Origin of the sequence: Brevibacillus reuszeri, from assembly GCF_001187725.1 — a bacterium.
Lineage (GTDB): Bacteria > Bacillota > Bacilli > Brevibacillales > Brevibacillaceae > Brevibacillus > Brevibacillus reuszeri.
The window spans coordinates 504,308-531,254 of sequence record NZ_LGIQ01000002.1; the positions used below are offsets into that span (position 1 = coordinate 504,308).

At 48.5% G+C, this 26,947-nt stretch carries 25 protein-coding genes and 1 riboswitch; of the genes, 14 read left to right on the forward strand and 11 right to left on the reverse strand.

Features of this window, described 5'->3' with window-relative positions; all coding sequences use genetic code 11:
- Positions 1 to 254: 254 nt before the first annotated feature.
- From ADS79_RS02960 to ADS79_RS02975, 4 genes are all read right to left on the reverse strand, one after another.
- Entirely contained in the window at positions 255 to 1,796 is a 1,542-nt protein-coding gene (locus tag ADS79_RS02960) for a YcdB/YcdC domain-containing protein (RefSeq protein ID WP_049736912.1), read from the reverse strand.
- Entirely contained in the window at positions 1,783 to 2,319 is a 537-nt protein-coding gene (locus tag ADS79_RS02965) for an RNA polymerase sigma factor (protein WP_049736913.1), read from the reverse strand. The genes ADS79_RS02960 and ADS79_RS02965 overlap by 14 nt, the downstream gene beginning before the upstream one ends.
- Positions 2,320 to 2,331: 12 nt before the next feature.
- On the reverse strand, positions 2,332 to 3,831 hold the full coding sequence (locus ADS79_RS02970; protein ID WP_049736914.1) for a YcdB/YcdC domain-containing protein: 1,500 nt from the start codon (positions 3,829 to 3,831) through the stop codon (positions 2,332 to 2,334).
- A gap of 152 nt (positions 3,832 to 3,983) precedes the next feature.
- Entirely contained in the window at positions 3,984 to 4,208 is a 225-nt protein-coding gene (locus ADS79_RS02975) for a hypothetical protein (RefSeq protein ID WP_049736915.1), read from the reverse strand.
- Between the two features lie 224 nt (positions 4,209 to 4,432).
- Between ADS79_RS02975 and fabL the strand changes: the two genes are divergently transcribed.
- From fabL to ADS79_RS03010, 7 genes are all read left to right on the forward strand, one after another.
- Positions 4,433 to 5,188 (forward strand): enoyl-[acyl-carrier-protein] reductase FabL, encoded by a 756-nt coding sequence (fabL, locus tag ADS79_RS02980; RefSeq protein ID WP_049736916.1) that lies wholly within the window; start codon positions 4,433 to 4,435, stop codon positions 5,186 to 5,188.
- 113 nt (positions 5,189 to 5,301) lie between these two features.
- Positions 5,302 to 5,715, forward strand: coding sequence for a GNAT family N-acetyltransferase (locus tag ADS79_RS02985; RefSeq protein ID WP_049736917.1), 414 nt, complete (start codon positions 5,302 to 5,304; stop codon positions 5,713 to 5,715).
- Positions 5,716 to 5,762: 47 nt separating this feature from the next.
- Positions 5,763 to 6,299, forward strand: coding sequence for a DUF402 domain-containing protein (locus ADS79_RS02990; protein WP_049736918.1), 537 nt, complete (start codon positions 5,763 to 5,765; stop codon positions 6,297 to 6,299).
- Positions 6,300 to 6,355: 56 nt separating this feature from the next.
- Positions 6,356 to 8,134, forward strand: a complete 1,779-nt coding sequence (locus ADS79_RS02995; protein ID WP_049736919.1) for an ABC transporter ATP-binding protein — start codon at positions 6,356 to 6,358, stop codon at positions 8,132 to 8,134.
- A 29-nt stretch (positions 8,135 to 8,163) separates the two neighbouring features.
- Positions 8,164 to 9,381 (forward strand): MFS transporter, encoded by a 1,218-nt coding sequence (locus ADS79_RS03000; RefSeq protein ID WP_049736920.1) that lies wholly within the window; start codon positions 8,164 to 8,166, stop codon positions 9,379 to 9,381.
- Between the two features lie 119 nt (positions 9,382 to 9,500).
- Positions 9,501 to 10,739, forward strand: a complete 1,239-nt coding sequence (locus tag ADS79_RS03005) for an MFS transporter (protein WP_049736921.1) — start codon at positions 9,501 to 9,503, stop codon at positions 10,737 to 10,739.
- A gap of 143 nt (positions 10,740 to 10,882) precedes the next feature.
- Positions 10,883 to 11,428: a flavodoxin family protein gene (locus ADS79_RS03010; RefSeq protein ID WP_084765582.1), complete on the forward strand. Its 546-nt coding sequence runs from the start codon at positions 10,883 to 10,885 to the stop codon at positions 11,426 to 11,428.
- Positions 11,429 to 11,509: 81 nt separating this feature from the next.
- Here the strand turns inward: ADS79_RS03010 and ADS79_RS03015 are convergent, their stop codons facing one another.
- The 6 genes from ADS79_RS03015 to ADS79_RS03035 all read right to left on the reverse strand — a co-directional run bounded on the left by ADS79_RS03015 (position 11,510) and on the right by ADS79_RS03035 (position 20,629).
- Positions 11,510 to 12,382 carry an NAD(P)-dependent oxidoreductase gene (locus tag ADS79_RS03015; protein ID WP_049736922.1) on the reverse strand — a complete coding sequence of 291 codons (873 nt, stop codon included), beginning with the start codon at positions 12,380 to 12,382 and terminating at the stop codon, positions 11,510 to 11,512.
- A gap of 33 nt (positions 12,383 to 12,415) precedes the next feature.
- Complete coding sequence (locus ADS79_RS03020) at positions 12,416 to 13,231, reverse strand: pyrroline-5-carboxylate reductase family protein (RefSeq protein WP_049736923.1); 816 nt, start codon at positions 13,229 to 13,231, stop codon at positions 12,416 to 12,418.
- Positions 13,232 to 13,336: 105 nt separating this feature from the next.
- Positions 13,337 to 14,017 carry a zinc metallopeptidase gene (locus tag ADS79_RS03025; protein ID WP_049736924.1) on the reverse strand — a complete coding sequence of 227 codons (681 nt, stop codon included), beginning with the start codon at positions 14,015 to 14,017 and terminating at the stop codon, positions 13,337 to 13,339.
- Positions 14,018 to 14,257: 240 nt separating this feature from the next.
- The gene (locus ADS79_RS03030; protein WP_049736925.1) at positions 14,258 to 18,790 is read right to left on the reverse strand and encodes a glutamate synthase-related protein; all 4,533 of its coding nucleotides are present in this window, start codon (positions 18,788 to 18,790) and stop codon (positions 14,258 to 14,260) included.
- A gap of 246 nt (positions 18,791 to 19,036) precedes the next feature.
- Complete coding sequence (locus tag ADS79_RS35535; protein ID WP_162839504.1) at positions 19,037 to 19,177, reverse strand: hypothetical protein; 141 nt, start codon at positions 19,175 to 19,177, stop codon at positions 19,037 to 19,039.
- Positions 19,178 to 19,336: 159 nt separating this feature from the next.
- Positions 19,337 to 20,629: a glutamate-1-semialdehyde 2,1-aminomutase gene (locus ADS79_RS03035; RefSeq protein ID WP_049736926.1), complete on the reverse strand. Its 1,293-nt coding sequence runs from the start codon at positions 20,627 to 20,629 to the stop codon at positions 19,337 to 19,339.
- Positions 20,630 to 20,781: 152 nt separating this feature from the next.
- Here ADS79_RS03035 and ADS79_RS03040 point away from each other — a divergent pair, with 152 nt between their 5' ends.
- The 7 genes from ADS79_RS03040 (at position 20,782) to ADS79_RS03060 (ending at position 26,019) form a co-directional block, all read left to right on the forward strand.
- Positions 20,782 to 21,624, forward strand: a complete 843-nt coding sequence (locus ADS79_RS03040; protein ID WP_049736927.1) for a protein phosphatase 2C domain-containing protein — start codon at positions 20,782 to 20,784, stop codon at positions 21,622 to 21,624.
- A 126-nt stretch (positions 21,625 to 21,750) separates the two neighbouring features.
- On the forward strand, positions 21,751 to 22,761 hold the full coding sequence (locus ADS79_RS03045) for an ABC transporter ATP-binding protein (RefSeq protein ID WP_049736928.1): 1,011 nt from the start codon (positions 21,751 to 21,753) through the stop codon (positions 22,759 to 22,761).
- The gene (locus ADS79_RS03050; protein ID WP_049736929.1) at positions 22,754 to 23,548 is read left to right on the forward strand and encodes an ABC transporter permease; all 795 of its coding nucleotides are present in this window, start codon (positions 22,754 to 22,756) and stop codon (positions 23,546 to 23,548) included. Before ADS79_RS03045 ends, ADS79_RS03050 begins: the two co-directional genes overlap by 8 nt.
- Positions 23,549 to 23,551: 3 nt before the next feature.
- Entirely contained in the window at positions 23,552 to 24,349 is a 798-nt protein-coding gene (locus ADS79_RS03055) for an ABC transporter permease (RefSeq protein ID WP_049736930.1), read from the forward strand.
- 146 nt (positions 24,350 to 24,495) lie between these two features.
- Entirely contained in the window at positions 24,496 to 24,579 is an 84-nt protein-coding gene (locus tag ADS79_RS36380; protein WP_255323349.1) for a putative holin-like toxin, read from the forward strand.
- Positions 24,580 to 24,938: 359 nt separating this feature from the next.
- Positions 24,939 to 25,095, forward strand: a riboswitch (FMN riboswitch).
- Positions 25,091 to 25,234, forward strand: coding sequence for a hypothetical protein (locus tag ADS79_RS35165; protein ID WP_161807250.1), 144 nt, complete (start codon positions 25,091 to 25,093; stop codon positions 25,232 to 25,234). Its footprint overlaps the riboswitch before it by 5 nt.
- Positions 25,235 to 25,407: 173 nt before the next feature.
- Positions 25,408 to 26,019, forward strand: coding sequence for an ECF transporter S component (locus ADS79_RS03060; RefSeq protein ID WP_049736931.1), 612 nt, complete (start codon positions 25,408 to 25,410; stop codon positions 26,017 to 26,019).
- Between the two features lie 93 nt (positions 26,020 to 26,112).
- Here the strand turns inward: ADS79_RS03060 and ADS79_RS03065 are convergent, their stop codons facing one another.
- Positions 26,113 to 26,862 (reverse strand): DeoR/GlpR family DNA-binding transcription regulator, encoded by a 750-nt coding sequence (locus ADS79_RS03065; RefSeq protein ID WP_049736932.1) that lies wholly within the window; start codon positions 26,860 to 26,862, stop codon positions 26,113 to 26,115.
- Between the last annotated feature and the right edge of the window lie 85 nt (positions 26,863 to 26,947).

The window sequence follows — 26,947 nt, forward strand, 5'->3', positions numbered from 1 at the left end:
AACAACGATAAGACGATCATAAGCAGCAGCAACAGGTTGGAGTACATTCATCATCATCATTTGTCACAGCCTCCTTTTCTTTCGTAGTGTTTTAAAACGTACTTTTAGAATATGGGAATATCTTCTTGATGTAAAGCACTTTTTTACCTAATTTTAAAAAGAAATTATTTTCTGACAATTATTCATCTCTGTGAACAGATGACAAAAAGTGGCGAAGCATTTTCGAACGCCACTTTTTGTTGGGTGGGGCAGGATCACTTTTGCTGGTACACGAGCTGTGGAGCATCCGTAGTGTTTTTGTCATCTGAAGTTTTTTTCGGCCATATATAGACCAGCTCGAGCTTGTGCTGGGTCAAGTATTCGGAGATGGCAGCTTCTCTGGAGGTGGCTTCAAAGGACAGCGGCGGATTTTTGGAGGCAGTCTTGGCTACTTCCATTCCGGTGACTTTCCCGTTCTGATCAAGCGTTACGCTATAGGTACGGCCCTTAATTGGAATTCCGTCTACGAAAGCGCCAAAGCCGTAATGAATTTCTTCTTCATCCCAGCTTGATCCAAGGTAGCCGATTGCCGTTATCTTTTTGTCGAGATAACGCTGTAGATACGTGACTGCCTTTTTTTGATCATCCTCTCGTGTAGCACGCTTTGATCCGGTGGAGGTTTCATCCTTGGATTCCTGAACGTGGTAGGCGGTCAGCGTGCCACTTGGGCTGATGGTGGCCGAAATGGTTTTATCAGATCCTGTCCACATATATTCCGTTCCCCAACCGTTTCCATATGAGATGGAGCTGGGCGATGTTCCTTGCTCGCCATCAAAGGTGACACCAAATTCCTCTTGGAGCAAATGAATGACTGCATTCAATGAGCTTGCTTCCAGCTTTTTGCCTTCCGCTTTCACAGGAATGTTCGTTTCTGGTGTAGGAATCTGAGTAGATTGATCTGATGTTATGAGGGCACTTCCTGTTTTTGCATCCAGATATCCTGGGAAGTTCAGCTCAAAGCGTTTGGAGAGTACGCCATTTTTGTCATAGCGATAAACAGACTGCATGGTATCAGCGATGATCTCCATAGCCTTTTTCTCCGAGAGAATATGGTCTGGAGGAGGGAATTTAGATAAATTGCGCTGCTTCTCCGGTAATCGGTTGAATTTGAAATAGCTTACTGCATCATGCTCGATGCCTACGGAATAGCTGTCGTTATAGAAAGGTACGCCGTGAATGATGCGGCTGAAGACAATTTGACCTTTCTTTATATCCGTCTGCTGGGTGTTTATTATGTAGTCCTTGCTTTCGTCCCCAAGCATCTGGTTTAAATACGCTTGCGCAATTTGGAGTGGAGGAGTCTCAGCCGCCTCTGTGCTTACTTGAGCGGGTGGCTGCTGCACAGTAATCGACTGCTCTGTGTCTGTCTCTGGCTCATCTGGCTTGGAAGGAGATGCTGGTACTTCTGGTTTCGTTTGAGCTCGTTCAGGGGCCAGTGGTGTTTTTTCTGACACAGCTGGAGCTTCTGGCTGTAATCCGGACATCGACGGAGAGGCTATATTCGTATTTGCTGGATTCGTAGATGCCTGTGGCGAAGGCTGCTGCCACTGCATTGTTGAAACCCAGCTTCCCAATAAAATTACGGCTGCAGCTGTTGCTGCATGAGTTAAAATGCGGCGGTTGCGTAACCGACGTTTGACCATAGACGCTTCTTTTTGCAGCTTTTCGTCCAAATAAGAAATATATTCTGGCCGAGGGGACTGCTCCAGCTCCGATAGTTGTTTTAGTTGTTTTTCCAGCTCATCAAACGAATTCATTTTGCCACCCTCCTTCCGTCGATTCGGTCATATAGCGCTGTAGCTGTTTTAAGCCTCGGTGATAATCTACCTTTACTTTTGCTTCTGAAATCGCTAAAAGCTCTGCTGTTTCCTTGATGCTGCAGCCGCGGATGCTACGCAAGATAATGACCATGCGAAAGCCGGGCTTTAGCTTTTGCAAAGCTTTTTTCAATGCTACCAGATCTTCCTTATGGGACAGCTCTGCTTCAGGTACACCTTCTGTTGTTACCGTATTGCGCAGGAGCTTTTCGGAAAAGAACAGCTTGAGCTTTTGCTTGCGGTAATAGTCGATCGCAACATATTTGGCGATGGAGAACAGCCAGGTCTTAATCACGACGCGCCCATCGTAATTGGGGAGGGAGCGCAATACACTCGTAAACACCTCTTGGGTCAAATCCTCTGTTTCATTCTGATTGTTGGTAAAATAGAGTAAAAAGGAGTAGACATCCTTGTAGTAGGTCTGATAAATATGGCGGATTCTCTCGTTGAGCTCGTCATGCAAAACATTTCCTCCTTATTCGTTCTTCGGCTCTATGATTTTTCCGGTTACGGCATTGATTTTGGTCAAAGAATAGCCCTGTTTAGCCTGATAGGTGAGCACAGCCTGTTTCCCGTTATCCTTCGGGTAGAAGTAAATGAGTTGCAGAGGATTTTCCTTCAAGAATGCTTTTGCTGCTTGTTCTGCAGAAACAACCTTTGCAACCTCTGTTGGTTTAGCTGCTAGCTTGGCCTTGGTAGCTCCAAAAAAATCTGTAACCTGGTCGCCATGTATATTGACGGTAAATGCGTGAGACAGATTTGGAATTCCTTGATGGAGAGGAGCAAAGGTAAACATATTTCCGCGCCAGTTTTCACTGCGGTGATTCACAATTTCCATCAATTCAGTTGTACCGCTTGGCAAATACTTTTCTACCTCTTTAATTGCCAATAGTCTGGCTTGCTCGCGTGTCACGCTTTTTGTTTCATTCTGTTCTGTATCGATGGTAAAGTAAGCGACGACTTCTCCAGTAGCTGCATCTGCTTGGACAAGTGCTTCCTGCTCTGTTCCTTCCTTCCACCAAAAACGTTTCTTGGTTTCATCCCGTGCTGCTTCTTCGCGTATATCAGCTGCTGTTGCTTGGATGCCGCGTTCTTTTTTCAAATAGGAGGCAGCGTCTTCCTTTGTTTTTACAGAAAAGGTCGCTCCGCTTGGTTTTACATGAACGATTGGACCTGGGGTTTCGTAATTCGCTTGTCGAATCTCTAGTCCCTTGCCTGTCTTCGCATCGATATACCCAGAGAACATCGGCTGATAGATGAAGGTATCGCCGTCATGAGAGAGAGTCATCATGCTTGCGACCAGTGTTTCCATCTCTTCAACCGGAATTGCATCTTTCGGATCGTCAAACCTGGTTTCTTCGATTTCCGGTACAGGATAGTTGAAGTTGGAATCAGGCACAGGAGCTTGTCCTCCTTCGGTGATGCGTCCAGCTGAGTCTACTGTTATTCGCAGGCTTTGGCTAGGGTAAAAAAGACCATTCACGACTTTGGAGAACGGAACGCCAATCGTATGAGAGAGGTATGGATTATAACGATATCCTCGCATGTCTTCCCCATACCATTGCTTGAGAAAGGCAGTAGCCTGTTCAACAGCCGTTTCTCCCTTTGCCAGGCTCTCATCCGTGTTTGCATCATTTAACAAGCGGAATCGCTTTAATTCACCGGTTTTTTTATCGAGCCAAAGTACAACATTTGGTAAAATCTTTTCTTCGTCCTCGTTTTTCTTAAGCAAAACGCGAACGGTTTTATCGCCGCCCTCATCAATCGTCACGGTTTTATGCGGAAAGTCGTCCAAGTAAGGCAAAAGCTTTTTGGTCTTGGCTATGGAGTCGTCAACCATTTTTGTAATATCTGCTACAGTCACAGCTTGCGTCTTCTCCGCCGATTTATTGCTCTTCTGTGTTGCGTAAATAGGTGTTGCCGCGAGTAAGCTGGTGGTTGCCAGAAGGCAGACGATTTTGATCATTTTCTTCATAATGGTTATCCCTCTCTTTCCTTCTGCCTACTTATCCGTAAAAAAGAGAAAAAGGTTACAAGATTGCCAAAAGAAATTTTTCGATTTACCAAAAAAGCAAAAAGAGCAGGCCTCTCTCATCAAACGAGCCTGCTCTTTTCCGTTTTCTTTTATTAATCATAAATCGGCGTGGACGAGTGGTCCCAGCCTCCGCTATCACCATGGGTCGGTCCTCGCGATTCAAGCTCACGGATGATTTTAACATGCAGGGAGGCGCCTTCTGTGCTGAGATAAAGAGCTAATTGGGAAAAAATATGCTGGTGATACAAAAGCTCGTTTAGCTCCCAGCGTTCCATCGGTTCCAATGTTAATTCAGATAAGTCTCGTCCTATGTACATTCGTCGTCCTCCTCCAAAGGCAATTTAGCCAGTATCTCTGCGTACCTAGTAGCAGCGGCTTATGGATGATGCTCGTATAGTATGGCTTGCCTTCTGCAGTTCCAATCACTGGTACAAAAACGGCTCTTGTAGAAAAAGCGGAACGGGAGTTGTATAATAAATGAGTGGTTTTAAGTATTAGTACCTGCTGTTAATAGTTGGTCTGATTAGGAGGCAATACTTTTATGAATACAAAAAAAGTAGCATTAGTAACCGGGGGAACGAGAGGAATCGGTAAAGCAATTGCTTTGCAATTGGCTGAACAGGGCTATGATCTCGTACTGAATTATCTCCGTAACCGTACAGCTGCCAGAGAAGCAGCAGCTGAGCTGGAAGCAAAAGGTGCACGTGTTCACTTGATTAAAGCAAACGTTGGCGATGTAGCAAAAATCAAGGAGCTGTTCGCTGAAATCGACCAGGAATTCGGTCGCCTGGATGTCTTCGTGAATAACGCAGCATCTGGTGTTCTCCGCCCATTAATGGAGCTGGAAGAGAGTCACTGGGATTGGACAATGGAAATTAATAGTAAAGCGCTGTTGTTTTGTGCGCAAGAAGCGGCAAAACTAATGATCAAGAGCGGCAACGGCGGAAAAATCGTCAGCCTGTCGAGCCTTGGCTCAATTCGCGTATTGGACAACTACACAGCAGTGGGTGTTTCCAAAGCTGCAGTAGAAGCAATTACTCGTTATCTGGCTGTTGAGCTGGCTCCACATAACATTGTCGTGAATGCCGTTTCGGGTGGCGCGGTAGATACAGATGCACTCAAGCATTTCCCGAATCGTGAGGAATTGCTCGGTAGCTCTGCTGAACGTACTCCAGCTGGTCGCATCGTGGAACCGGAAGATCTGGCGAATGCTGTGATGTTCCTACTCTCTGACAAAGCATGGATGGTTCGTGGACAAACCTTGATTGTAGACGGTGGAATTTCTCTTTTGACCTAAAAAAAATCACTTGAATAAATGCGCGGAGTTGGAGACTTTGACGTGTTACCACACAAGACAAAGTTGTCCAATTGTTGTACAATAGATCAAGAAGGCTACGAAGGAGGCAACGTATGCTGATTCGTCCGTTTCGACTCGGTGACTATTCGGCTATCACAAGGATTTGGCAGGAAACGGGTTTGGACCAATCGGAGACGGAGTCGTTGAACGACTTGGCCCAACAGCTGGCATGGGACAGCGATCTGGTAATGGTTGCAGAGATGGAAGGAAGAGTTGTAGGAGTGGTAGTGGGCACCATTGATGGGGCGCGTGCTTACTTTTACCGGCTCGCCGTTCTTCCAGAGATGCAAGGCAGTGGCATAGGACGCGAACTCGTTGCCGCGATTGAAAAACGGTTCAAGCAGAGAGGCGTCAATAACGTTCTGATTATGGTCAACCAGGCTAATCCCGAAATCCTTCCGTTTTACCTTTCGCTTGGCTATGAAGTACAAAAATTTGTTACACTTTCCAAAAAGCTCTCTTCTTAAGGAGGCTTGTCCCCATTCAGATAGAGAAGAGAAGAAAGGGGAGAGTCATGTCACCAACTCCGGGCTCCAATATCCGCATTGAAAGCTATAAACACGACCATTCGTTGCACCGCATATGGGACAAATCTACGCTGATTCATACCAGTGATGCGGTGGTGATTGGGGGAAATGATCGGGTCAAGGTGACAGAAGCAGACGGACGGGAGTGGCGTACGCGTGAACCGGCCATTTGTACATTTGGACGAGGCCAGTGGTTCAATACCATTGCCATGATTCGCGACGACGGCATTTACTATTATTGCAACCTTGGTTCGCCCTTTAGCATGAAGGGGCAGTTGCTCAGCTACATAGACTACGATCTCGACGTAAAAGTGTTTCCTGACATGACGTATTCGATTCTCGATGAAGAGGAGTTTCTGCTGCATTCCAGACAGATGAACTACCCTCCGTTTGTCGTGGAAAGAGTACAGACAGCGCTGCAAGAAGTATTGGCTTGGGTAAGCGCACGTCGTGGTCCCTTTCAAAGCGGCTTCGTTCAGCGCTGGTACGAACGCTATCTTTTAGTACGAGACGATGAGGAATAATCCCTTTCCCGTAATTCGGGGGAGGGATTTCCTTGTTTGCAAAGGAGGTATGATGGTTGAGCATACGCCGTTATCTGGCATATGTGCTGCCGTATTGGAAACAGATTTTAGGTACCGTTTTCATTGGTATTATTAAATTTTCGATTCCGCTTGCCCTGCCGCTTCTCATTAAGTATGTGATTGACGATCTTTTACCGAGCCCACTTCCCCAGGATGAAAAGCTAACGCAGCTTTTCTGGCTGATGATTGGTGTATTTTTGCTGTTTACCGTTGTTCGTGCACCTGTTGAATACATTCGGCAATATTACGCGCAGTGGGTATCCAGCCGCATTTTGTTTGACATTCGCAATCAGCTGTTTTCGCATTTGCAACGGCTCTCCATGCGGTACTACAACAACACCAAAACGGGTGAAGTCATTTCTCGTGTGATCAACGATGTAGAATCAACCAAAAGCTTTGTAGAAACGGGCTTGATGAATCTATGGCTCGACACATTCACGATCGTGATGACATTGGGAATCATGTTTTACATGGATGTCGAGCTCACGTTTGTCGCCATCGTTGTATTTCCGCTGTACAGCATTTCCGTCAAATTCTTTTATAAGCGCTTACGTCAGCTAACAAAGGATCGTTCAGCGGCGCTGGCACATTTACAGGGACATTTGTATGAGCGAGTCAACGGCATGTCGCTGATTCGCAGCTTTGCCTTGGAGGATCATGAGAGCAAGGAATTTGCCAAAGAAAACAATCATTTTTTACATAAAGCACTGACGCATACACGCTGGAATGCCCGTACCTTCTCCGTGATCAATACTGTTACGGATATCGCACCATTGCTCGTTATCGCCTATGCAGGATACCAGGTGATCGGGGGCAGCATGAGTGTGGGGACACTGGTTGCGTTCTATGCGTATCTGGACCGGTTGTATACGCCATTGCGGAGGCTGGTCAATTCGAGCACAGTCCTGACCCAGGCGATTGCATCGATGGACAGGATGTTTGAGTTTATAGATGAGTCCTATGACATCGTCGACAAGCCAAATGCAGGGGAGCTGCCGGTCGATCCTGCAACCAAACGAATCCGAGGAAAAATCCGTTTTGAGAATGTCTCCTTTCGCTATCGGGAGGAAGGACCACTCGTCCTGCAAAACGTCGATTTGACGATCGAGCCAGGAGAAACCGTAGCGATTGTCGGTATGTCTGGTGGCGGGAAGTCGTCACTGATCAGCCTGTTACCGCGCTTTTGGGACGTGACCGAAGGAAGAACTACAATTGATGACGTAGACGTTCGCGATATCAAGCAGCGGAATCTGCGCAATCACATTGGTATGGTTCAACAGGACAATATTTTGTTCAGTGAGTCTGCAAAGGTAAACATTTTAATGGGCAATCCAGATGCAAAGGATGAGGCTGTCTATGACGCAGCCAAAGCAGCACATGCCCATGAGTTTATTTCGGCGCTGCCAAATGGCTACGATACAGAGCTGGGCGAACGGGGGGTAAAGCTCTCGGGAGGACAAAAGCAACGGATCGCCATTGCCCGCGTGTTTTTGCGTGATCCAGGTATTCTGATTTTGGATGAAGCGACCTCTGCCCTCGATTTGGAATCCGAGCATACCATTCAGGAATCGCTGGCGAGATTGACCAAAGGACGCACGACCATCATTGTCGCCCATCGACTATCGACCATTACCCATGCAGATAAAATTGTTGTCATGAAAGAAGGACAAATCGTAGAACAGGGCAAGCATGAAGATTTACTGGAACAAAGGGGCATTTATCATGCCTTGTGGAGTGTACAAGATTTAGGGAGTACAACTGGCGAAGAATCGTAAATGATAAGACGAGGGAACGGGGGAATCCGATGGAGATATGGCGCCGCAATTTATATGTTTTATGTGGGTCTTTGTTCGTCGTGATGGTTGCGATGAGCATGATCATGCCCTTTTTACCTCTGTATATTCAACAAGATTTCGGGATAGAAGATCCACATGAAGTAACAGCTTGGGCAGGTATTATATTTGGAGCCAACTTTTTGACGGCAGGTCTCGTATCACCGATCTGGGGGAATTTGGCGGATAAGCACGGGCGCAAGATCATGATTTTGCGCTCTGGTTATTTTATGTCGATTACAGTGGCACTGACGGGATTTGCCGGGAGCGTATGGCAGCTGTTGGCCCTGCGTTTAATTAATGGCTTGGTTGGAGGGATTATTCCCGCGAGTACAGCACTCGTCGCATCCTCTGTGCCAAAAGAACAAATTGGCTGGGCACAAGGCATGCTGCAATCGTTTATTACGGCGGGAACCATTATGGGTCCGCTGTTTGGTGGGCTTTTGGCAGAGCGTATTGGCTTTCGGATGATCTTTTTCATCACGGGAAGCCTGCTTTTGCTCGCTACACTGGTGATTACGTTTACGGTAAAAGAAAATTTTGTGCCTCCGGAGAAAAAGGATCGTTCGAGTCTGCGTGACGATTTTCACATGATCTTTTCGTCCAAGGAGCTGCCGGCACTCTTTTTTGTAACGGTCATGATCCAGTTTGCTTTGTTTAGCATTATCCCTGTCCTTCCGATTTATATCGCACAGCTTCTCGGATCAGAAGGCGCCAAGGTAGCTTTATGGGCAGGACTTGTGCAAGCAGCGATGGGGATTGCCAATGTATTCGCCTCTCCACGCTTGGGTAGATTGGGAGACCGCTACGGCTCGCAAAAGGTACTCCTGGGTGCACTGCTGATGGCGGCAATTCTGTTTATTCCACAAGGCTTTGTAGCAACTGTGTGGCAGCTCATATTGCTGAGATTCCTGCTCGGATTGTCACTTGGTGGGCTTTTGCCATCAGTCAATTCGCTCTTGCGGCGAGCGACGCCCGTGCATATGGTGAGTCGCGTGTACGGCTACAATAACAGCTTTGTCAGCATTGGAAGTATGCTCGGACCGATGATTGGCGGTTTTCTGGCTGGCTATGTAAGCATCAGCGGGGTCTTTTTTATGACCAGCGCCTTTTTGTTTATCAACGCGGGCTGGGTGTATTACAGCTTTTTTAGAAACAAATCTATGCAACAGACAGATTCCGGCATATAATGAGAGAAATTTGAAGAAAACGAGGTGCACCTCCATTGTGATGAGTTGTCGGTGGAACTAATTTTTCATTCCAACAGGACAATTAAATAAAGTCCTGAACCGACAGGAGGCGTCGCACCGTGTGGAATAGACGGTTTATTTGCCTCTGGGCGGGTCAGACTCTGGCCAATCTGGGGGACGTTTTTTATATTGTTGCGTTTATCTCGGTCATGTACGCGATGACTGGCTCCGTGATGTACACGGCATTGATTCCAGTGGTCAACGTGACGTCACAGTCACTCAGCAGCTTCCTTGCTCCATTGGTGTTTCAGCATCTTTCCCTGCAGAGAATGCTTGTGCTATCTCAAGGGATCAAGACGATTTTGCTCGGCATTGCCTCTCTTGTCGTGGCGATGGGGGTAGGGGAGCAAAAGCTAGTGATTTGGCTGCTCTTTGTGCTTGCCTCTCTGATTTCCTTTATGGACGGCTGGGCAAATCCAGCACGTAACGCCCTTGTGCCACGATTGGTTGATCGATCTGAGCTGATGCGGGCGAATGGACTTTTGGCAACCTCTGATCAAACCGTTCATTTTGCTGGTTGGGCGGCAGGAGGGCTGCTTGTCGCATGGCTGGGGGCAAGCGCGGTTCTTTTAGGAACGGTAGGAGCCTATGTGGTGGCGACAGTGGCGATGCTGGGTGTTGCTCCTGCAAAGGATGGCAAAAGACAAGAAGACAACCAGTCCGAACCCCGGCAGGCTAAAACAAGTTGGCTCACAGGCTGGAGAATCATCCGGGATACCCCGTCCCTGCATCTCTTGGTTGCCATGGATATCGTAGTTGGGATGTCAGGAGCAGCCTGGATTGCAGCGATCTTACTGCCATTTGTTCTTGAGGTTTTGGGAAGCAGCGAGGCATGGTGGGGATATATCAATGCTGCTTACATGCTCGGAGCGATTGCAGGTGGTAGTGTGCTGCTGATGCTTGCTCATCGGCTCAAGCGTCATCTGTATAAGGCAATCGCAATCGGTACGATTTGTGCAAGCTTGATTACGTTTGCCTTTGGCAGCAGCTCGCATCCAATTGTAGCCCTGTTGTTTTCCTTTTTGCTCGGACCGTTTCTGGAGTTGTTCTTCGTCAGTAAACAGACGATACTTCAACAGCAAACAGAGGAGTCGGCATTGCCATATGTGCTGTCTGCAAAAGGAACGATTGACATGATGGTATTCGGGGTCTCGTCTCTGATCATGGGAGCCTTTGCAGAATGGATGGGAACGAGAGCGGTGTATTCCCTTTCCGCTGGGCTTTTGCTCGTCGGCTTCTTACTGGCCTGGAAGCTGTATCAGCATGCGAACAGGCAAGCTAGTACTTCTATATCGTAAAATGTGTAGCCCTCTGGCAGATTGCTGGAGGGTTTTTCTGTATGACTGCACCCAAGGCTTGCCAAAAGATGACGCAGCCCATTTTTTTCACTACAATATAGGTAAGAAAAGAGATGGGAAAAATGGAAATGGAGTGATAGGAAATGAAGATTCTCGTTTTGCACGGCAGCTCAAGAGAGGAAGGGAATACTGAGCAGTTGACCAATTTGGCATTGCAGGGGATTCCTCACACCAGTATTCGTTTGCGAGAAAAGGAGATTCGCCCGATTCACGATCAAAGGCATGATGCAGACGGCTTCGCCCCCGTGGCGGACGATTATGATGAGGTAATCGAAGCCGTGATGGCACATGACTTTATCATTTTTTCCACTCCGATTTACTGGTATGGCATGTCTGGCTACATGAAAAACTTTGTGGATCGCTGGTCACAAAGCTTGCGGGATAAACGATATTCATTCAAAGAATCGATGGGGCAAAAACGTGCGTATGTCATCACGACGGGCGGAGATCAGCCCCGTTTGAAAGGACTTCCGTTGATCCAGCAATTCCAATACGTCTTGTCCTTTGTGGGAACAACCTACGACGGCTATCTCATCGGCGAAGGTAACAAGCCAGGAGATATTTTAGGGGATAAACGCGCGATTGAGGATGCAAAGCTGTTGAATGAATGGCTGAAGTCTCAGCAGTAAGAACGGTTGAACAAGGCTAGGTAGAGACAAAAAGAAGACCGGAATTCGCTTCCGGTCTTTTCTCGTGTTTTCGGCTGACTGCTATTTAGCAGCTACAGCTTCCTTCTTCTGCTCCAAATGCCGGAGAATCGCCATCAAATCCATTTCACCCAGTCCGCCCTCCAAGGCTTGGCGGTAGCTGGCATTTGCCGTATCTGCCATTGGTGTGGATACGCCGGCTTCCTTCGCGAGTCTGAGATCCTTTGCCATGTGCTTCAAAGCAAAGGCAGCAGGGAAATCATCGGCGAGAATCGAAGCAGCTTTTCCGCGAATGAGAGGGGTTCCTACTGCACTCTCGGAAATGATATTCAGCATTTGCTCCGTGCTAATCCCGAGAGAACGGGCGAAGAGCAATGTTTCCGAAACACCCTGCACTGTAATGCCAAGCAGCAGATTGATCGCAAGCTTGGCAGATGTACCCGAGCTGTTTGGTCCCAGATGCAGCGCTACTTTGCCGAGCTTGTCCAGCATCGGCTTTGCTTCTTCGTAATCAGCTTGCTCGCCGCCAACCATGATGACGAGCGTGCCTTCCTTGGCAGGACCTACGCTTCCCGAAACAGGAGCGTCGAGAAATCGTAAACCGACCTTCTTCGCTTGTTCAGCCAAAAAGCGCGATGTTTCTGGAGCAATTGTGCTCATGTCTACGGCCAGCTTTCCTTTTACAGCAGCAGAAAGCAGTCCGTTTGCCCCGGTATAAATCACTTTGACAGCGTCATCATCACTGACCATAGTAAACAAGATATCACATTCATCGACTAACTGTGCAAGTGAAGCTGACTGTTTAGCTCCAAGAGCCAGTAGCGGTGCTGCTTTATTTGGTGTCCGATTCCATACATGCAGGTCAAAGCCCGCTGCCAGCAGATTACTTGCCATAGGAATCCCCATGTTGCCGAGTCCAATCCAACCGATTTTCACTGTCACTTTCTCCTTTGTCTTGTTGTCGATATGCTACTTTGCAATCTGTTTTTGTACGAGCTCCTTGAGCATGGCATGCTTGGACTCTGTCATCGCAAACAGCTCGTCAAACCCGCCAGGAAGAGTTTTATCCAAGACGCGCAGCCCTTCCTCTGTAATCCCGCCTTTGGTTGCTACTTGCGTGATCAGCTGATCGAAGCCTAGCTGTTCATTTTTCAGAAGCAAAGCGGTACCGAGCATGGTTTCCACCAAAATACTGCGAGCTGTGTCTATGTCTAGCTGTGGTGACTTGCGTACAGCCGCCTCCGCAAAGGATTCGAGTATGCCTGCAATCAAGCCTGGGGCACTGCTGCTGATGATGGTAGCAGTCTCGATGACATCCTCCGTTACTTCTTGTGCGGTGCCGATTGCAGAAAGCAGGTTTACAAATTCGCTGCGCTGCTCGGCACTCACTTGTGTGCTGCATGTAAACAAAGAAACACCATGTAATTCCTGAGAGGTCACAGTAGGGATGACTTTACTTACAGGACCAGTGTGGCTTTTTTCCAAATCAGAAATGCTCACACCTGCCGCAACGGAGATAACATGCTTTTCCGCAGATACAGTAAGCTCGCCTAAGAGTGGCAAAATATCCAGCGGCTTCGTGCAGAGAAAAATATGGTCCGCTTGCTCGCAAATCTCCTGAGCACTCGAAGCGACGCCAATGCCATACGCAGCATGTAGGATATCCGCTTTTTCCTGTGTGCGATTATACACAATCACATTTTCAGGTGAAAGGATGTTACTTTTGCAAAAAGCCTTCACCAGCATTTGTCCAATACTGCCTAATCCAATAATTCCGATGCGCATCGCAACAACCTCCCCCGTAATTGTAACGCAGTGAATCTAAAAAAGGTACAATCTCCCGTGAAAGAGAGACTGTACCTTGGGCTTCAAAAGGTTCGATTCAGATGTTTAGTCGTCAGATCTGTTGAAGATCATGATGTACTTCGCCAGCTCCAGAACAGAGATCAGAGCAGCCGCAACATAAGTCAGGGCAGCAGCGCCGAGAACCTTGCTCGCGCCAGCTTCCTCGCTATTGCGGATAAAGCCCATGCTCACCATCAGTTCCTTTGCACGGCTACTTGCGTTGAACTCAACTGGCAGTGTAATCAACTGGAAGGCAACGGCTGCGGAGAAGAAGATAATCCCGAACAGCAGAAGACCCGACATTTGAAACAGAAGACCACCAATCAAAAGCAATGGAGCGACACCAGAAACGAGATTTACGAGTGGAAAAATACGGTGACGTGCAACCAGCATCGGGTAGGAAACCTTGTGCTGGATCGCGTGACCGACCTCGTGACATGCTACCGACAAAGAAGCGATAGAGTTGCCGAAATATACGGGATCAGACAAGCGCACGACACGCGACATTGGATCGTAGTGGTCCGTTAGTGTACCAGGGATGTGCTCTACTGGAACGCTGGTCAAGCCATTGGCATCAAGCATACGTCTGGCAGCTTCTGCACCGGTGAGCCCGGAGGAAGTAGGGACCTCAGCGAACTTGTTGAAGGTTCCCTTGACACGAAATTGCGCCCAGAGCGACAGTCCGAATGCGATGAAAATCAGAATATCCATGGGGTGGAAGAACATTGAACATTCACTCCTCTTTTTTATCTATACAAAAGTGCAAGCCATACTCATTCAGTGTGTCCCATATCCATTTATACGAATAAGTATCATGGTGGTTTCATTTTTTATTGTACAATCTCTGACCTTCCTTGACAATATTAACGTATGTTTATATGTACACAAAAGCACATGGATGTGCAATTTCAAAAAGACACTCCGCCCATTAAAGGGAAGGAGTGCCTTTATTTCTTCTATGAAATATCACTCTGTAGACACAGATGGGTCAGCCTGCTCTTTCTTCGGCGAAATCATGATAAATTGCGATTCAGCCTCATCGATCCATTTTTGTACACGGCCAGCCGTTTCGTATTGCTCGGTGGCAAGCAGCTCTTCCTTATAGTGACCAAGCAGCTCCTGCACATCGCTGACCCCTTGCTGATCCAGCTTGTAGAGGAAGACCTTTGCCCCTTTGGCAATGCGTCGCTCCAATGCTGCCTGGTCAAAGCCCATCTCCGGGCTCTGCTTGACGTAGATGACACCGCCGGTCATTCCTGCGCAAATCCAAGGACCCGGATCGCCCAGTACAACAGCGCGCCCGTTTGTCATGTACTCAAAAGCAAAGCCCTTCAGATTGGCGCGCGAGCCAATACCGCCAAGCTCATCTTGAATTGGCTTCGTAATCTCTCCGCCAAAGACAACATCGGCACCAGAGAAACGGATGCAGGCACGGGAATCCGCATTTCCTTGAACAACGAACAGTCCTTTTTGTGCCCCATAGCAAAAGCTCTTTCCGACAGAGCCATTCACATAGGCACCTTCGAGCCCTTTTGCCTTGAGGACAGAGACGCGACCCCCAAAGCTCGTTTTGCCAACGCCATCCTGTGCGCCACCCTCGACACGGATGTTGACGCCTTGGACGTTGTACGCAGCCAAACCATTACCTGGTACACTGCCTGCGACAAAATTCAAGGATACCTCTGGCAACGACGTGTAGCTGCCATCGAGATGGTTTTCTACCCGCGCTCCTGCCCAGCGACTCCCCAGAACCCGCTCTCCTGAAAGAATGCTGGTGAACGTCTCCTGAATAGGGCGATCTGCACTGAAATAACGGCTCTCAGCAGCACTCACTAAGGCACCCGCGGCTACGAGGACACGCTCCTCGGCTTCTTCCGTCTGGGCAATATCCGCAGCTTTATAGAGAGGGTGTACCATCAGCAGAGCAGTCAGATCAATTTTCTCCAGCAGACGCTTCTGTACCAATAGATCAGAGCGTCCGACGAGGTCTTGTGTACGCGTAAAACCGAGAGTAGCGGTAATGCGTCGTACTTCCTCGCCAAATAAGGTAAAGAACGTTTTTAGCCCGGATACGGCGAGATCAGCCTGACGTGGTACGAAGCGGCGCAATCCTTTTTCGTGAGCTTCCTCTACGTTGTCGATTTGTGTAGCGATTCCGACGTGGCATGTATCCAGGTGGCAGCCACGACAAGTCGTACAACCTACGGCAATCATGGCGAGCGTAGCAAAGCCGATCCGATTGGCACCAAGCAGCATCAGCTTGACGACATCTGCGGCACTTTTTACGCCGCCATCCGCCCACAGCTCCACCTGATCGCGCAGTCCAGCTTCCAAGAGTGCATTGTGAGCTGCTTTTACCCCGATCTCTGCCGGCAAGCCTACGTGCTGGAGTGCATGGACACGGGCCGCACCTGTTCCGCCATCGAAGCCGGAGAGGGTGATATAATCGGCACCTGCCTTGGCTACGCCGACGGCAATCGTTCCGATGTTTGGAACAATCGGCACCTTCACACAAATTTTTGCCTTGTCATTGGCGGTTTTCAGCTCGGTAATCATCTGCGCCAAATCCTCGATCGAGTAAATATCGTGGTTGTTGGATGGCGAAATCAAATCCGAACCGATCGTCGCATTACGGGCAGCGGCGATCTTTGCCGTTACTTTGGAGCCGGGCAAATGACCGCCCTCACCGGGTTTTGCGCCTTGGCCAATTTTGATTTCCAAGAGGTATGCGGCGTTTGCCAGCTCTATATTGATACCAAAGCGACCAGACGCGACCTGGATGCCGCGTGTATGGCGATAGTGACCGAGCATATCCTTGATCTCGCCACCTTCGCCGTTCATGCAAATCATATTGAGTTGATGGGCTGCTTCCGGATAAGCACGGAAGGCCGTTTCATTTTGCGAGCCAAAAGACATAGACGAAATCAGGAATGGCAGGGAATGTTCTCCGACGCTAATATCTACCTGCTCAGGATCGACGTGCTGCCTCGCCTGCTCCAAGTTGAAGTCAGCAACGTGGCGGATGGCAATCGGATTGTCCCGTTCGTTTTCATCCAGCTTCAAGGCATAATCGGAGTAAGGGATGTCACCTGCTGCCATTTGACCGATCAGCTTCCACAGACGCGGGAAGATATGGAAGGTTTTCGACTCGCGTGCTGTTTCACTCGAAAAATCATGATAGCGGCGGAGACTGTCCTCTTGCAGATCGGCAAACGAGAGACCTGCTTGCTCGGAGCCGCAGAAGTTCACAATGCCGAGTGATTCAGCTACTTCCTGGCGCAAACCGATGGAAGAGAAGAGACGCCCGTAGCCGCGCAGCTCATGAATGCCGATGGTAGAAATGACCTTTTCCAGTCCTTTGTTCAGCGCCCCGTACAAATTGCTTGCAGACACATAGCCGTTTTTGGCAGCTGCCGTTGCAAACATCAGATAAGGGGAGACAGCATCCGCTCCAGAACCGATGGAAAGCGCTAGATCATGTAGCGAGCGGATCGCTCCGGATCGCAGAACCAGGCTGGCTTTGCGCCGCAGACTGATGCCTTCTTGGTCAAAGGAAGCTTTGAGGGCCTGATCGACAGCAGCGATCACGAGCAGTGGGTCCATCCAGTATTTTTCTTCCTGATGGGCGTCGGTATCGTCGAGAATGAGCAGAGCCGCGCCGTTTTTGACTGCTTGAACCGCAGTCTGCGTAAGCTTGGTCAGTCCTTCCGCATAACCATCGTCAATGGTAAAGTGCGTGGATAATATCGCGATGCTTGCTGGATGGTTGTTAAAGTGATGGATTACCTGCTCTAAAGAAAGCGAATTTTGCTCCGTAGCCGTTTTTTGCAAGGCTTGCCCTTCCACAAGTAGAGGAGAAGGCAGCTCGATACGCTGATACGTGCCTGATTTGTGCGAAAGAGGGACGCGTGAGCCAATCACGACGCGGGTAGAGAAATGCTCCATCTCCCGGTCGCGGTCAATGGCCGGGTTTGTTACGACCGCAACGCTTTCCTTGATGAAATCAGCCAAGTTTTGACGTTCTTTTGAAAGAGCACCGAGTGGACCATCGTGACCAAGTGAACGAATCGGTTCTACTCCGTTTGTTGCCATTTGCTCAATCAACTGCACCTGCTCGCGATCCCAGCCGAATGCACTGTAAACGGAAGAGGTGGGAGCAGCGGTTTCCGGCTCTGTAGTAAGCACATCTGATTCATACAGGTAGTGGAGATGCTGGCGTGCACCAGTGCTCTCGATTTTTTGCGAGAAGCGCTCATAGACCGTTTGCTGGAGCTGGTGATGTGGAATCACCTCAATTGGTTTGCCGGGATGCAGGACGACACCCACTTTTTCTCCAGGAGCAAGCGATTTTGGCTCACTTGCCATTTGATGCACGGGAATCACCCCCTGCTCAGATGAGAAGTACAGAGAGGTAGGGCCTTCAACCATCCAGAGCGGACGCAGCCCGAGAGCATCTACGCTAAATACGCATTCGTTGGAATAGCGGGAAACGATGCCGGCAGGACCTTGGGCAAAATGTCCCCATGCCTGGCGAAGGTATACATAGAGATCCTGGAGATGAGCGGGGAGCAGCTTTATTTCATGATGAATCGGAGGAAAGACGACTTCCATCGCTTCAAAAAGGGTAAGTCCATAACGATGAATAAACGTCTCGATGGTCCGATTTACATTTTGCGAGTCACTGCCGCCATCGACTAGAGGAACCCCGAGCATCTGGGCTTCCTCTTCCAGCTTGCTGATCGTATTGATTTCTCCATTGTGTCCGAGTAGCGAAAATGGCTGGACCCGAAAAAAGTTGGACAACGTATTGGTGGAATAGCGATTATGACCGACTGTGACGGAGGAGAGGAATTGCTCGTTCGCCAGATCATCAAAATAAGTAGGTAAAATATTGGCCGCTCCCATAACCTTGTAGGCGCTGCTTACAGGACTGAGGGAAGCGACGTGAACATAGTGCGTGGACTCAATGGCTGTATGGATTTCAAACAGCTGCTTGCTGTATTCTGCTTCGGTCAAGCCTTCAGGAGCGGAAATGCCTATTTGCCAGAATATTGGCTCATCTTTCCTCCCGTTTTTCCCAAGCACGTCCGAGTTAACCGCATTTTCACGCTCAAGTAGAATAGCAAGCTGATTGCTTGTAAAAAGCGCGCGAATTTCGTCCTGAACAAGCGGTGCATCATGTCCTGTTCGTGGAACAAATAGATGAGCGACGGCAAAGCGAGGATTATGCGCAAAATCCCCATCTAAACCTGCCTGATACAAATATCTCGACCATAGTGTGCGGGGAATATCGGTCAAGATTCCACAGCCGTCTCCTTCTCCATCGATAAAGCCGGAGCGGTGCTCCATTTGAATCAAGGAGCGAATGGTCTCGTCTACATTTTTTCGCGTAGGGATGCCTTGTTTTTCGATGATACAGATGATGCCACAGCTGTCGTGCTCGATACGATGATAATCGTGGAATTGTTCAATGGTTTCTTTCTGGTCTCTGTTTAGCATGATTTCTCGGTCAGTTCTGACTGACCATCCACCTCCTATAAACAATTCTGAAACTTCTAAAAATATTGTGGTGTTAAGAATAGCATGAACATTCGCTCAGTGCAATAAAACGAAAAGAGCAAATCGTAATGTAAGCGTTTTAAATTCAGAAAAAGTTTTTTTACTGATCAAAACGCCCGTGTATCAACGACAAAAAATAGACACATTCCCCTGGCAATTGGTGGAATGTGCCTGTTTTTCTGGTGTTTAACGATCGTGATTTTGTGTTTTGTGATGCTCCGTTTTACGAGGGGTTTGAAATCCGGTTACTTCAAGCATTTTGCTGCTCATCTTGGAATCCAATGTTTTTTCAGGAGCTTGCGGGTAGGTCTTTTCGCCTTTTGACACCAGGATCTCCTCCTCAAATGAATGCTGAATACTTTACGTAACATTTGTTAGTATGACCGAAAAAAGAAGCCCATGACGGTGGCAATGGTTGGCTGCCAGTCATGGGCGCGGCTCTGAGGTCACCTACCATAAGGACCTCGGCCTGAGTTTTTCAAGTATTTATGCCTGCAATTTTGCAAAAGAACGGTCTACCGAAGCAATTGTCTTTTGAATGTCTTCCTCGGTATGAGCGGTTGTGATAAACCATGCTTCGTATTTGGACGGAGCAAGACAGATGCCCTCATCAAGCATGAGACGGAAGAAATGGGCAAAAAGCTCGCCATCGGCTTTTTGTGCGGCATCATAGTTGTGTACAGGCTCGTCTGTGAAGTAAACAGCCATAGCGCCTTTCACCCGATTGAGCTGAATAGTTACGCTGTGCTTGTTTGCTGCTTCACGAATGCCATTCTCCAGGATTGCGCCCAGTCGCTCGAACTCATCATAGACGCCAGGCTGCTTCAGTACCTCCAGGCACGCGATTCCAGCGCGGATAGAGGCAGGGTTTCCGGCCATTGTTCCCGCTTGATAAGCAGGACCGAGCGGAGCTACCTGCTCCATAATTTCACGACGTCCACCATAAGCACCGATTGGCAGACCGCCACCGATGATTTTGCCGAGTGCAGTCAGGTCCGGCTCCACTCCGAGCAGGTTTTGTGCACCGCCGTAGCAGAAACGGAATGCCGTAATGACTTCATCATATACGACGAGAGCACCTGCTTCGTGAGTCAGGCGGTTCACTTCCTCGAGAAAGCCAGGCTCAGGTGTCACGATTCCAAAGTTCCCGACAATCGGTTCTACCAGTACGCACGCGGTTTCACTGCCCCATTTTTCGATTGCTTCAGCAAAAGCTGCTTTATCGTTAAAAGGTACAGTAATGACTTCACTTGCGATGCTTTGCGGAATGCCTGCGCTGTCTGGAATACCCAAAGTGGAAGGTCCAGAGCCTGCAGCCACCAGTACCAGATCAGAGTGTCCGTGGTAGCAGCCAGCGAATTTGATAATTTTTACACGACCAGTATAAGCACGAGCTACACGGATGCAGGTCATGACAGCTTCCGTACCGGAGTTGTTAAAACGGATGCGTTCCATGGAAGGAATCGCCTCGCGAATCATGCCTGCAAAGGTAACCTCCCACGGAGTAGGCGTACCGTACAAAGTCCCGTTTGACGCCGCCTCGCAAATTGCTTTGGTTACGTGCGGGTGAGCGTGACCAGTGATGATCGGCCCGTACGCTGCCAGATAGTCGATATATTGATTTCCGTCTACGTCCCAGAAGTATGCTCCCTCAGCACGTTCCATTGTGACTGGGGCTCCTCCGCCTACGGCCTTGAAAGATCTGGATGGGCTGTTTACGCCACCAAGAATCACATCCAAAGCCTGGTTGTGCAGCTCTGCGGATCGTTCACGTTTCATGCTTAATCCCTCTTTTCTTGTCCCAAAAGTCCTTCATTATCTTACCACAGCAAAAGACTGGGTGGGTATGGACCAACGGCTCTGGATGTGAAAAAGGAAAAATGATACAATTTTTGGGCAAATCACAACATACAAAAAGGCGGTTGTCCACTATGAAAGTCGAGTGTATGTCGATCAAGGGTAGCGGCAAAAGCAACGAGGATGCCTATGTTCTTTTGCAGGCAAAGCATGTATTTGCAGTGGTAGACGGTGTCTCTGCTCTCGTTCCTTATGAAAACGAAGCGGGGCAAACCGGGGGAGCTATAGCTGCCGAGCTTGTAAAGCGTCAGCTGGAGGAATTGCCAGAGGAGGTATCGCTGCAGGATGCATTGGCTATAGCAAACGAGGCGTTGCGTGATGCCATGAGCGCAAGTCAGATCGATGTGACGAAAAAGGAAGCTCTTTGGGGTGCGGCGTGTGCGGTGGTTCGTGTGGGAGGGGCGCATATTGAATACGCTCAAACCGGCGATTGCATGATTTTTGCGGTTTATGCAGACGATACAGTACGCCCCTTGACGCATTTACAGGTCAACCATTTGGAGCGCAGGGCTTTTACAAAGTGGGAGGATGGCATCCGCGAAGGCTTGCAAACGCGCCCCGAGCTTCTTGAGCGATGTATGGACACCCTGAAGCAGAACCGGTATCAGGCAAATGCTCCGGGTGGTTATGGGGTATTGAACGGGGATGCTGTTGCCAAGGACTTTATTGAATATGGGCGCATGAACAAAATTGATGTAAAGGCATTGGTGCTGCTGACAGATGGGCTTTTTATGCCGCGCCCATACGAAGGTGTCGAGCCAAATTGGGAGCAAACCGTCCTGCCAATCGTTCATAAGGGACTGCAACGCTATACTGATGATCTGCTCACACTCGAAAACAGCGATCCTGAATGCTTGCGTTACGTTCGTTTCAAAAAGTCGGATGACAAAACAGGAATCGTGCTGTATCTGGAGTAACAGTTCTTTGCAGTTTGCCTTTTGCACAAATCGAAACACTCATATACACTAACAGGTGTTGTGCAACCGAAGTATAAGAAAACTTCTATCAAGGCGTTCTTATACGTTAAAAAAGGACGGTTTTTCATGATTCAAGTTAATCATTTACAAAAGGAGTTCCGCATTCATCAAGCCAGATCAGGACTTGGTGGTGCTTTTCGTGATTTGTTCAGCCGCGAATACAAAACGGTACAAGCGGTGAACGATCTTTCCTTCACGGTAGAGGAAGGCGAGATGTTTGCGCTGATCGGGGAAAACGGTGCCGGTAAATCGACGACGATCAAGATGCTGACGGGGATTCTGACCCCCAGTGATGGCGAAATCGTGATTAATGGCTACGTCCCTTTCAAGCAGCGCGAGGAGTACGTTCGCTCGATTGGCGTTGTGTTCGGGCAGCGTTCACAGCTTTGGTGGGACTTGTCCCCACTGGAGTCGTTCCGTCTGTTAAAAAGCGTCTACAAGGTCGATGAGGTAGAAGGAGAAAAGTGGCTGGACCGCTTGATTGAGGAGCTGGAGATTTCACCCTTTGTCAGCCAGCCGGTTCGCAAGCTGAGTCTGGGCCAAAGAATGCGATGTGAGGTAGCCGCCTCTCTGATTCACAAGCCGCGCCTGTTGTTCCTGGATGAGCCGACAGTCGGACTCGATGTCTTGGTCAAGCAAAAGATTCGCGAGTTTCTGCGCAATTTGAACGAGACGGAAAACATGACGATTTTGCTGACTACCCACGATGTATCAGATATTGAGGCACTGTGTAAGCGCGTGCTCGTCATGGACAAAGGAAAGCTGATTTTCGACGGACTGCTGAATGACCTGAAGGAAAAATGGGGCAATGGCACCGAGGTATCGTTCCAAATGAAAAAGCGCACGTCGGCAGACGATTTGCGCCGTGCTTTGGGAGATATGCCCTGTGCAATCGAGCAGGTCAACGAGTATGCACTACGTGTAAAAGTGGCGCGTAGTCAGGAAATGCTGCCGTTCGTTCTATCTACGGTCATGTCTGCGTTTGAGGTCAGTGATGTCAAAATCCTGGAGACGAGCACGGAAGATATTGTACGCAATATTTATTCGACAGACAGCGAGGTAGTAAGTCATGCGTAAGCTTTACATGGAATTGATTCGCATGCGTTTTTTGACCATGCTTGCCTATCGGGTGAACTACTACAGCGGCATCATCATTTACGCCATCAATATCGGGGCGTACTACTTCTTATGGGGAGCCATCTACGGCGGACAACAGCAATTAGGCGGTCTTTCTGTTGAGCAAATGACGTCGTATGTGGCGATTGCCTGGATGTCTCGGGCGTTTTATTTCAATAACATCGACACGGAAATAGCCCAGGATGTACGAGAGGGCAAGGTCGCGATCGAGATGATCCGGCCGTATAACTATTTGTCAGTCAAAACGGCGCAGGCATTTGGCGAAGGAATATTCCGGTTCCTGTTTTTTGCAGGACCAGGGATTTTCCTCATTAGCCTGATTATCCCGTTCAGCTTTCCGGCAACTGCGGCAGGATGGGGCTTGTATCTCATCAGCTTGATGTTCGCCTTTTTGATTAACACGCAGGTCAACTTACTGACAGGCTTGTTCACTTTTTTCCTGTTCCGCAACGACGGAATGATGCGGGCAAAGCGGGTAGTCGTCGATCTGATGTCTGGCCTTGTCCTGCCTATCAGCTTTTTCCCGGGTTGGGCGCAGACGGCTATGGACTTTTTGCCGTTTCAGGCAATTAACTACTATCCGAGCTTGATCTTTACAGGAGCAATCACTTCGACCCGGTCGTGGGAGCTGATTGGCTTTCAGGTCATCTGGATGTTTGTGATTCTGGTCCCCATCTTGCTTCTCTGGCGCAGAGCCAAAAGCAAGCTGGTTGTGCAAGGAGGGTAGATCATGCAAAACATCAAGCATATCATCGGTATTTTCGCAGACTACCTGAGTCAGTATTTTAAGACGAGACTTGCTTATCGGGCGGATTTTCTCGGTGATCTCGCGTCCAACCTGATCTCTGAGCTGATCAACCTGGTGTTCATTATTGTCGTGTTCACACATGTTCCGATGATGAAGGAATGGACGCGTGATGAAATCATCTTCATCTACGGGTTCTTTTTGGTTCCGTATGCTCTGTTCTCCATGTTTTTCGGCTTCTGGGATTTCAACGAGCGCTATATCATCCGAGGAGAAATGGACCGCATTTTGACCAGACCGATACACAATCTGGCTCAGGTCTGTCTGGAGTCGATCGCGCCGGACCGAATTTTTGGTGTCATTACCGGTCTGATCATCATGGGCTATGCAGCAATCCAGCTGAAACTGTCGTTTTATTGGTACGATCCGCTGATTTTTATCGGACTCGTCGTGAGTGGCGCGCTCATCTACGGCGGCGTGTACACAGCGATTGCAGCTGTCAGCTTCTTTTCCGATTCGCGGACAGGGATTGCTCCGATGATTTACAACATCCAGCAGTACGGGCGCTATCCGGTAGATGTGTACAACAAGGTCATCCGTTTCGTGCTCACTTACGTCCTGCCATTTGCCTTTGTCGGTGTCTATCCGGCAGCTTACTTTTTGCGTAAAGAGGTTTGGTATACGTATGCGGCACTCACGCCATTGATGGCTGTGATCTTTTTCGGGGTAGGTTTGCTTGTTTGGAACTGGGGTGTCACCAAGTACAGGGGAGCGGGGTCGTAAACCCGTTTAGGCTGCCGAGGAAAGTCGGCAGCCTTTTTTTGAACGTATAGGAATTTATAAGCGAATGACGCTTATAAATTTCGGAGCGGATGAAAACATTCTGCTAAACGCGGTCGCTCTTCCTTGAGAGCGAGGAGGTGATGCTGATGGAGGTTTTTCAAGCGTTGACGCTCATGTTTATGTTTTGCATGTTCATCCTCGCTTTGCTGACTTACCTCAAAAAGAAATAGACCGCCCTTGAGCTTACGAGTCTAGGCGGTCTTTTCGCTATATGCAAGTGTGAGCCGATCCCTTGTGGGAACGTCTATTGATGTAGCCGTAGGTGCGCCAACACCTACGGTTTTATTTATATCCGATTCAGAAAAGAAAAATTCATTATGCAAACCAGTAATTGTACATCAACTATAACATGGCGAACGGGAGTCGTTCAATATTTGAGTGTGGAAAATAGATAAGAAATGGGTGAATGACGGATAAATTGAGATAATTCCAACTAAATAGATGGGAAAAATGATAGAAAGTGTCGTTTTACCACTTTCCACTATTGTCAAATCAAAAAACAGCAGTATAATATGCTTTATACAACTTCACATTCCTTCGGGGCAGGGTGAAATTCCCGACCGGCGGTGATCATGCTTATGTAGCGTGTTAAGCCCGCGAGCCTCCCTAGCTGTCAAAAGCGACGGAGTGCAGGATCTGGTGAGATTCCAGAGCCGACAGTACAGTCTGGATGGGAGAAGGATGACGACAGTACGTTTACCACACGTGCTTGTTTGCCTGTGCAAACGGGATGAGGGGGCAGGGGGATTTATGAAAAATCCGCTCGCTTGTTTCTTGTACCCATTTTTGCGCGAGCTATTTGTCATGCGCTTGTACCAGCCCTGAGGAGATTTCGTCCTCAGGGTTTTTTCGTATAAGTGCAGCCTTGGCTCTGCCAAAGCCATGGCGTAGCAAGGATTTCGCATACATGTTACGACGACAGGCATTCAAAAACGTGTGGATTCACGACCACTGTTGCCATTCTCAAGAAGGAAAAAAATACTTGGGAGATGGTACACATGAAAGAAACAGCGCTGCATACTTCACGCGCGCGCTCAACTCAAAAGCTGGTGACGATTCCGATGCTGGCTGCAGTGGCGTTTATTTTGCAATACCTGGAGGTTCCGATTCCGCTGATGCCCAGCTTTTTGAAGCTGGATTTCAGTACACTACCAGCTTTGATTGGGGGACTCATGTTCGGTCCCGTAGCAGGTGTCATCATCGAGGTCTTAAAAAACACGCTGCATATGCTGTTTAAAAATACAGATGGACTGTTAATCGGCGAGCTTGCTAATGTCATTGCAGGGGTCAGCTTCATCCTGCCAGCGATCTATTTGCAACGCTTGGGCCAAGGGAAAAAAGGCTTCTTGACAGGTCTCGCTTTGGGGACACTGCTGATGACGATCGTCATGGCGATTGCCAATGCGTACGCGCTCTTGCCTGCTTACGCTGTGCTGTATCAAATGCCGATTGAGCAACTGCTTCAGATGTTTAACGCGACAAGCATCTGGTCGCTTGTCTTGGTGGGTATTGTGCCGTTTAACCTTTTCAAGGGAGTAGTCATCTCGTTGGTTGCGTATCCGGTGTTCGCCAAACTGGCGCCGAGATTGCAAATGAGAACAGAAAAATAACGATAAGCATAATGGATTTGAGGCCTTTGTCCCGATGTGGGGCCAAGGTCTTTTTTGTTTGATGCATGACCTGACATGAAAAGCCCGCAGAATTTACACGAGAACAAGCTTCCCGTTATAATGAGCCATTTCCTGAAGAATTGTGCCATCGTCCTGATTCGTGATCATGGTTGTAATAGCATCCAATTCGCAGACTGTCACCAACGAGGATTTGCCGAACTTGGTTTTATCCACCAGCGCGATGACTTCCCTGGACTTGGAGATAAAACAGCGTTTGACCTCGGCGTCCTCCAGACTGTAATCGGTTGGCCCCGAGTTGAGGCTGATCCCCGCAAGGCCCATGTAAAAGCGATCGTAGTTGAATTTCAGAACGGTGTCTTTGGCAATGGAGCCCACCATCGACATTTCCGATTTTCGCAGCATGCCGCCTATAAAGTAAACCTGGTGCTGGCTTTTCGCCAAGATGGAAGCAGCTTGAAAGGAATTGGTAAATACCGTTAAATTATTCTTTTTCAATAGCTCTTTGGCAAATTCGGCTGCTGTCGTGCCAACGTCGATGGCAATTACTTCGCCTTCATTGACTTGTTCCGCAGCGTATTTGGCGATTTGCTTCTTCAGCTCCAGATGCTGCTTGTGCCGCTGATGAAACATCGGCTCAATCGAGTTGCTAGGAAGGGCTGCACCGCCCCTTTGCCGGATGATCAAGCCGTCATTTTCCATTTCGGACAGGTCGCGGCGCACTGTAACGGTGGATACTGCCAGCAGAGAGGCGAGCTCATCTATCGATAGGGGGGATCGGCGGTTCAAATGCTCCAGTATTTCTTTGGCACGTGGATTTTCCATCTTCGTATAACCTCTCTCATTTTAAATGATTAAATAAGATAATAAATGAAAAATTTAGATTTATATGATTAATTTGATCATGAAA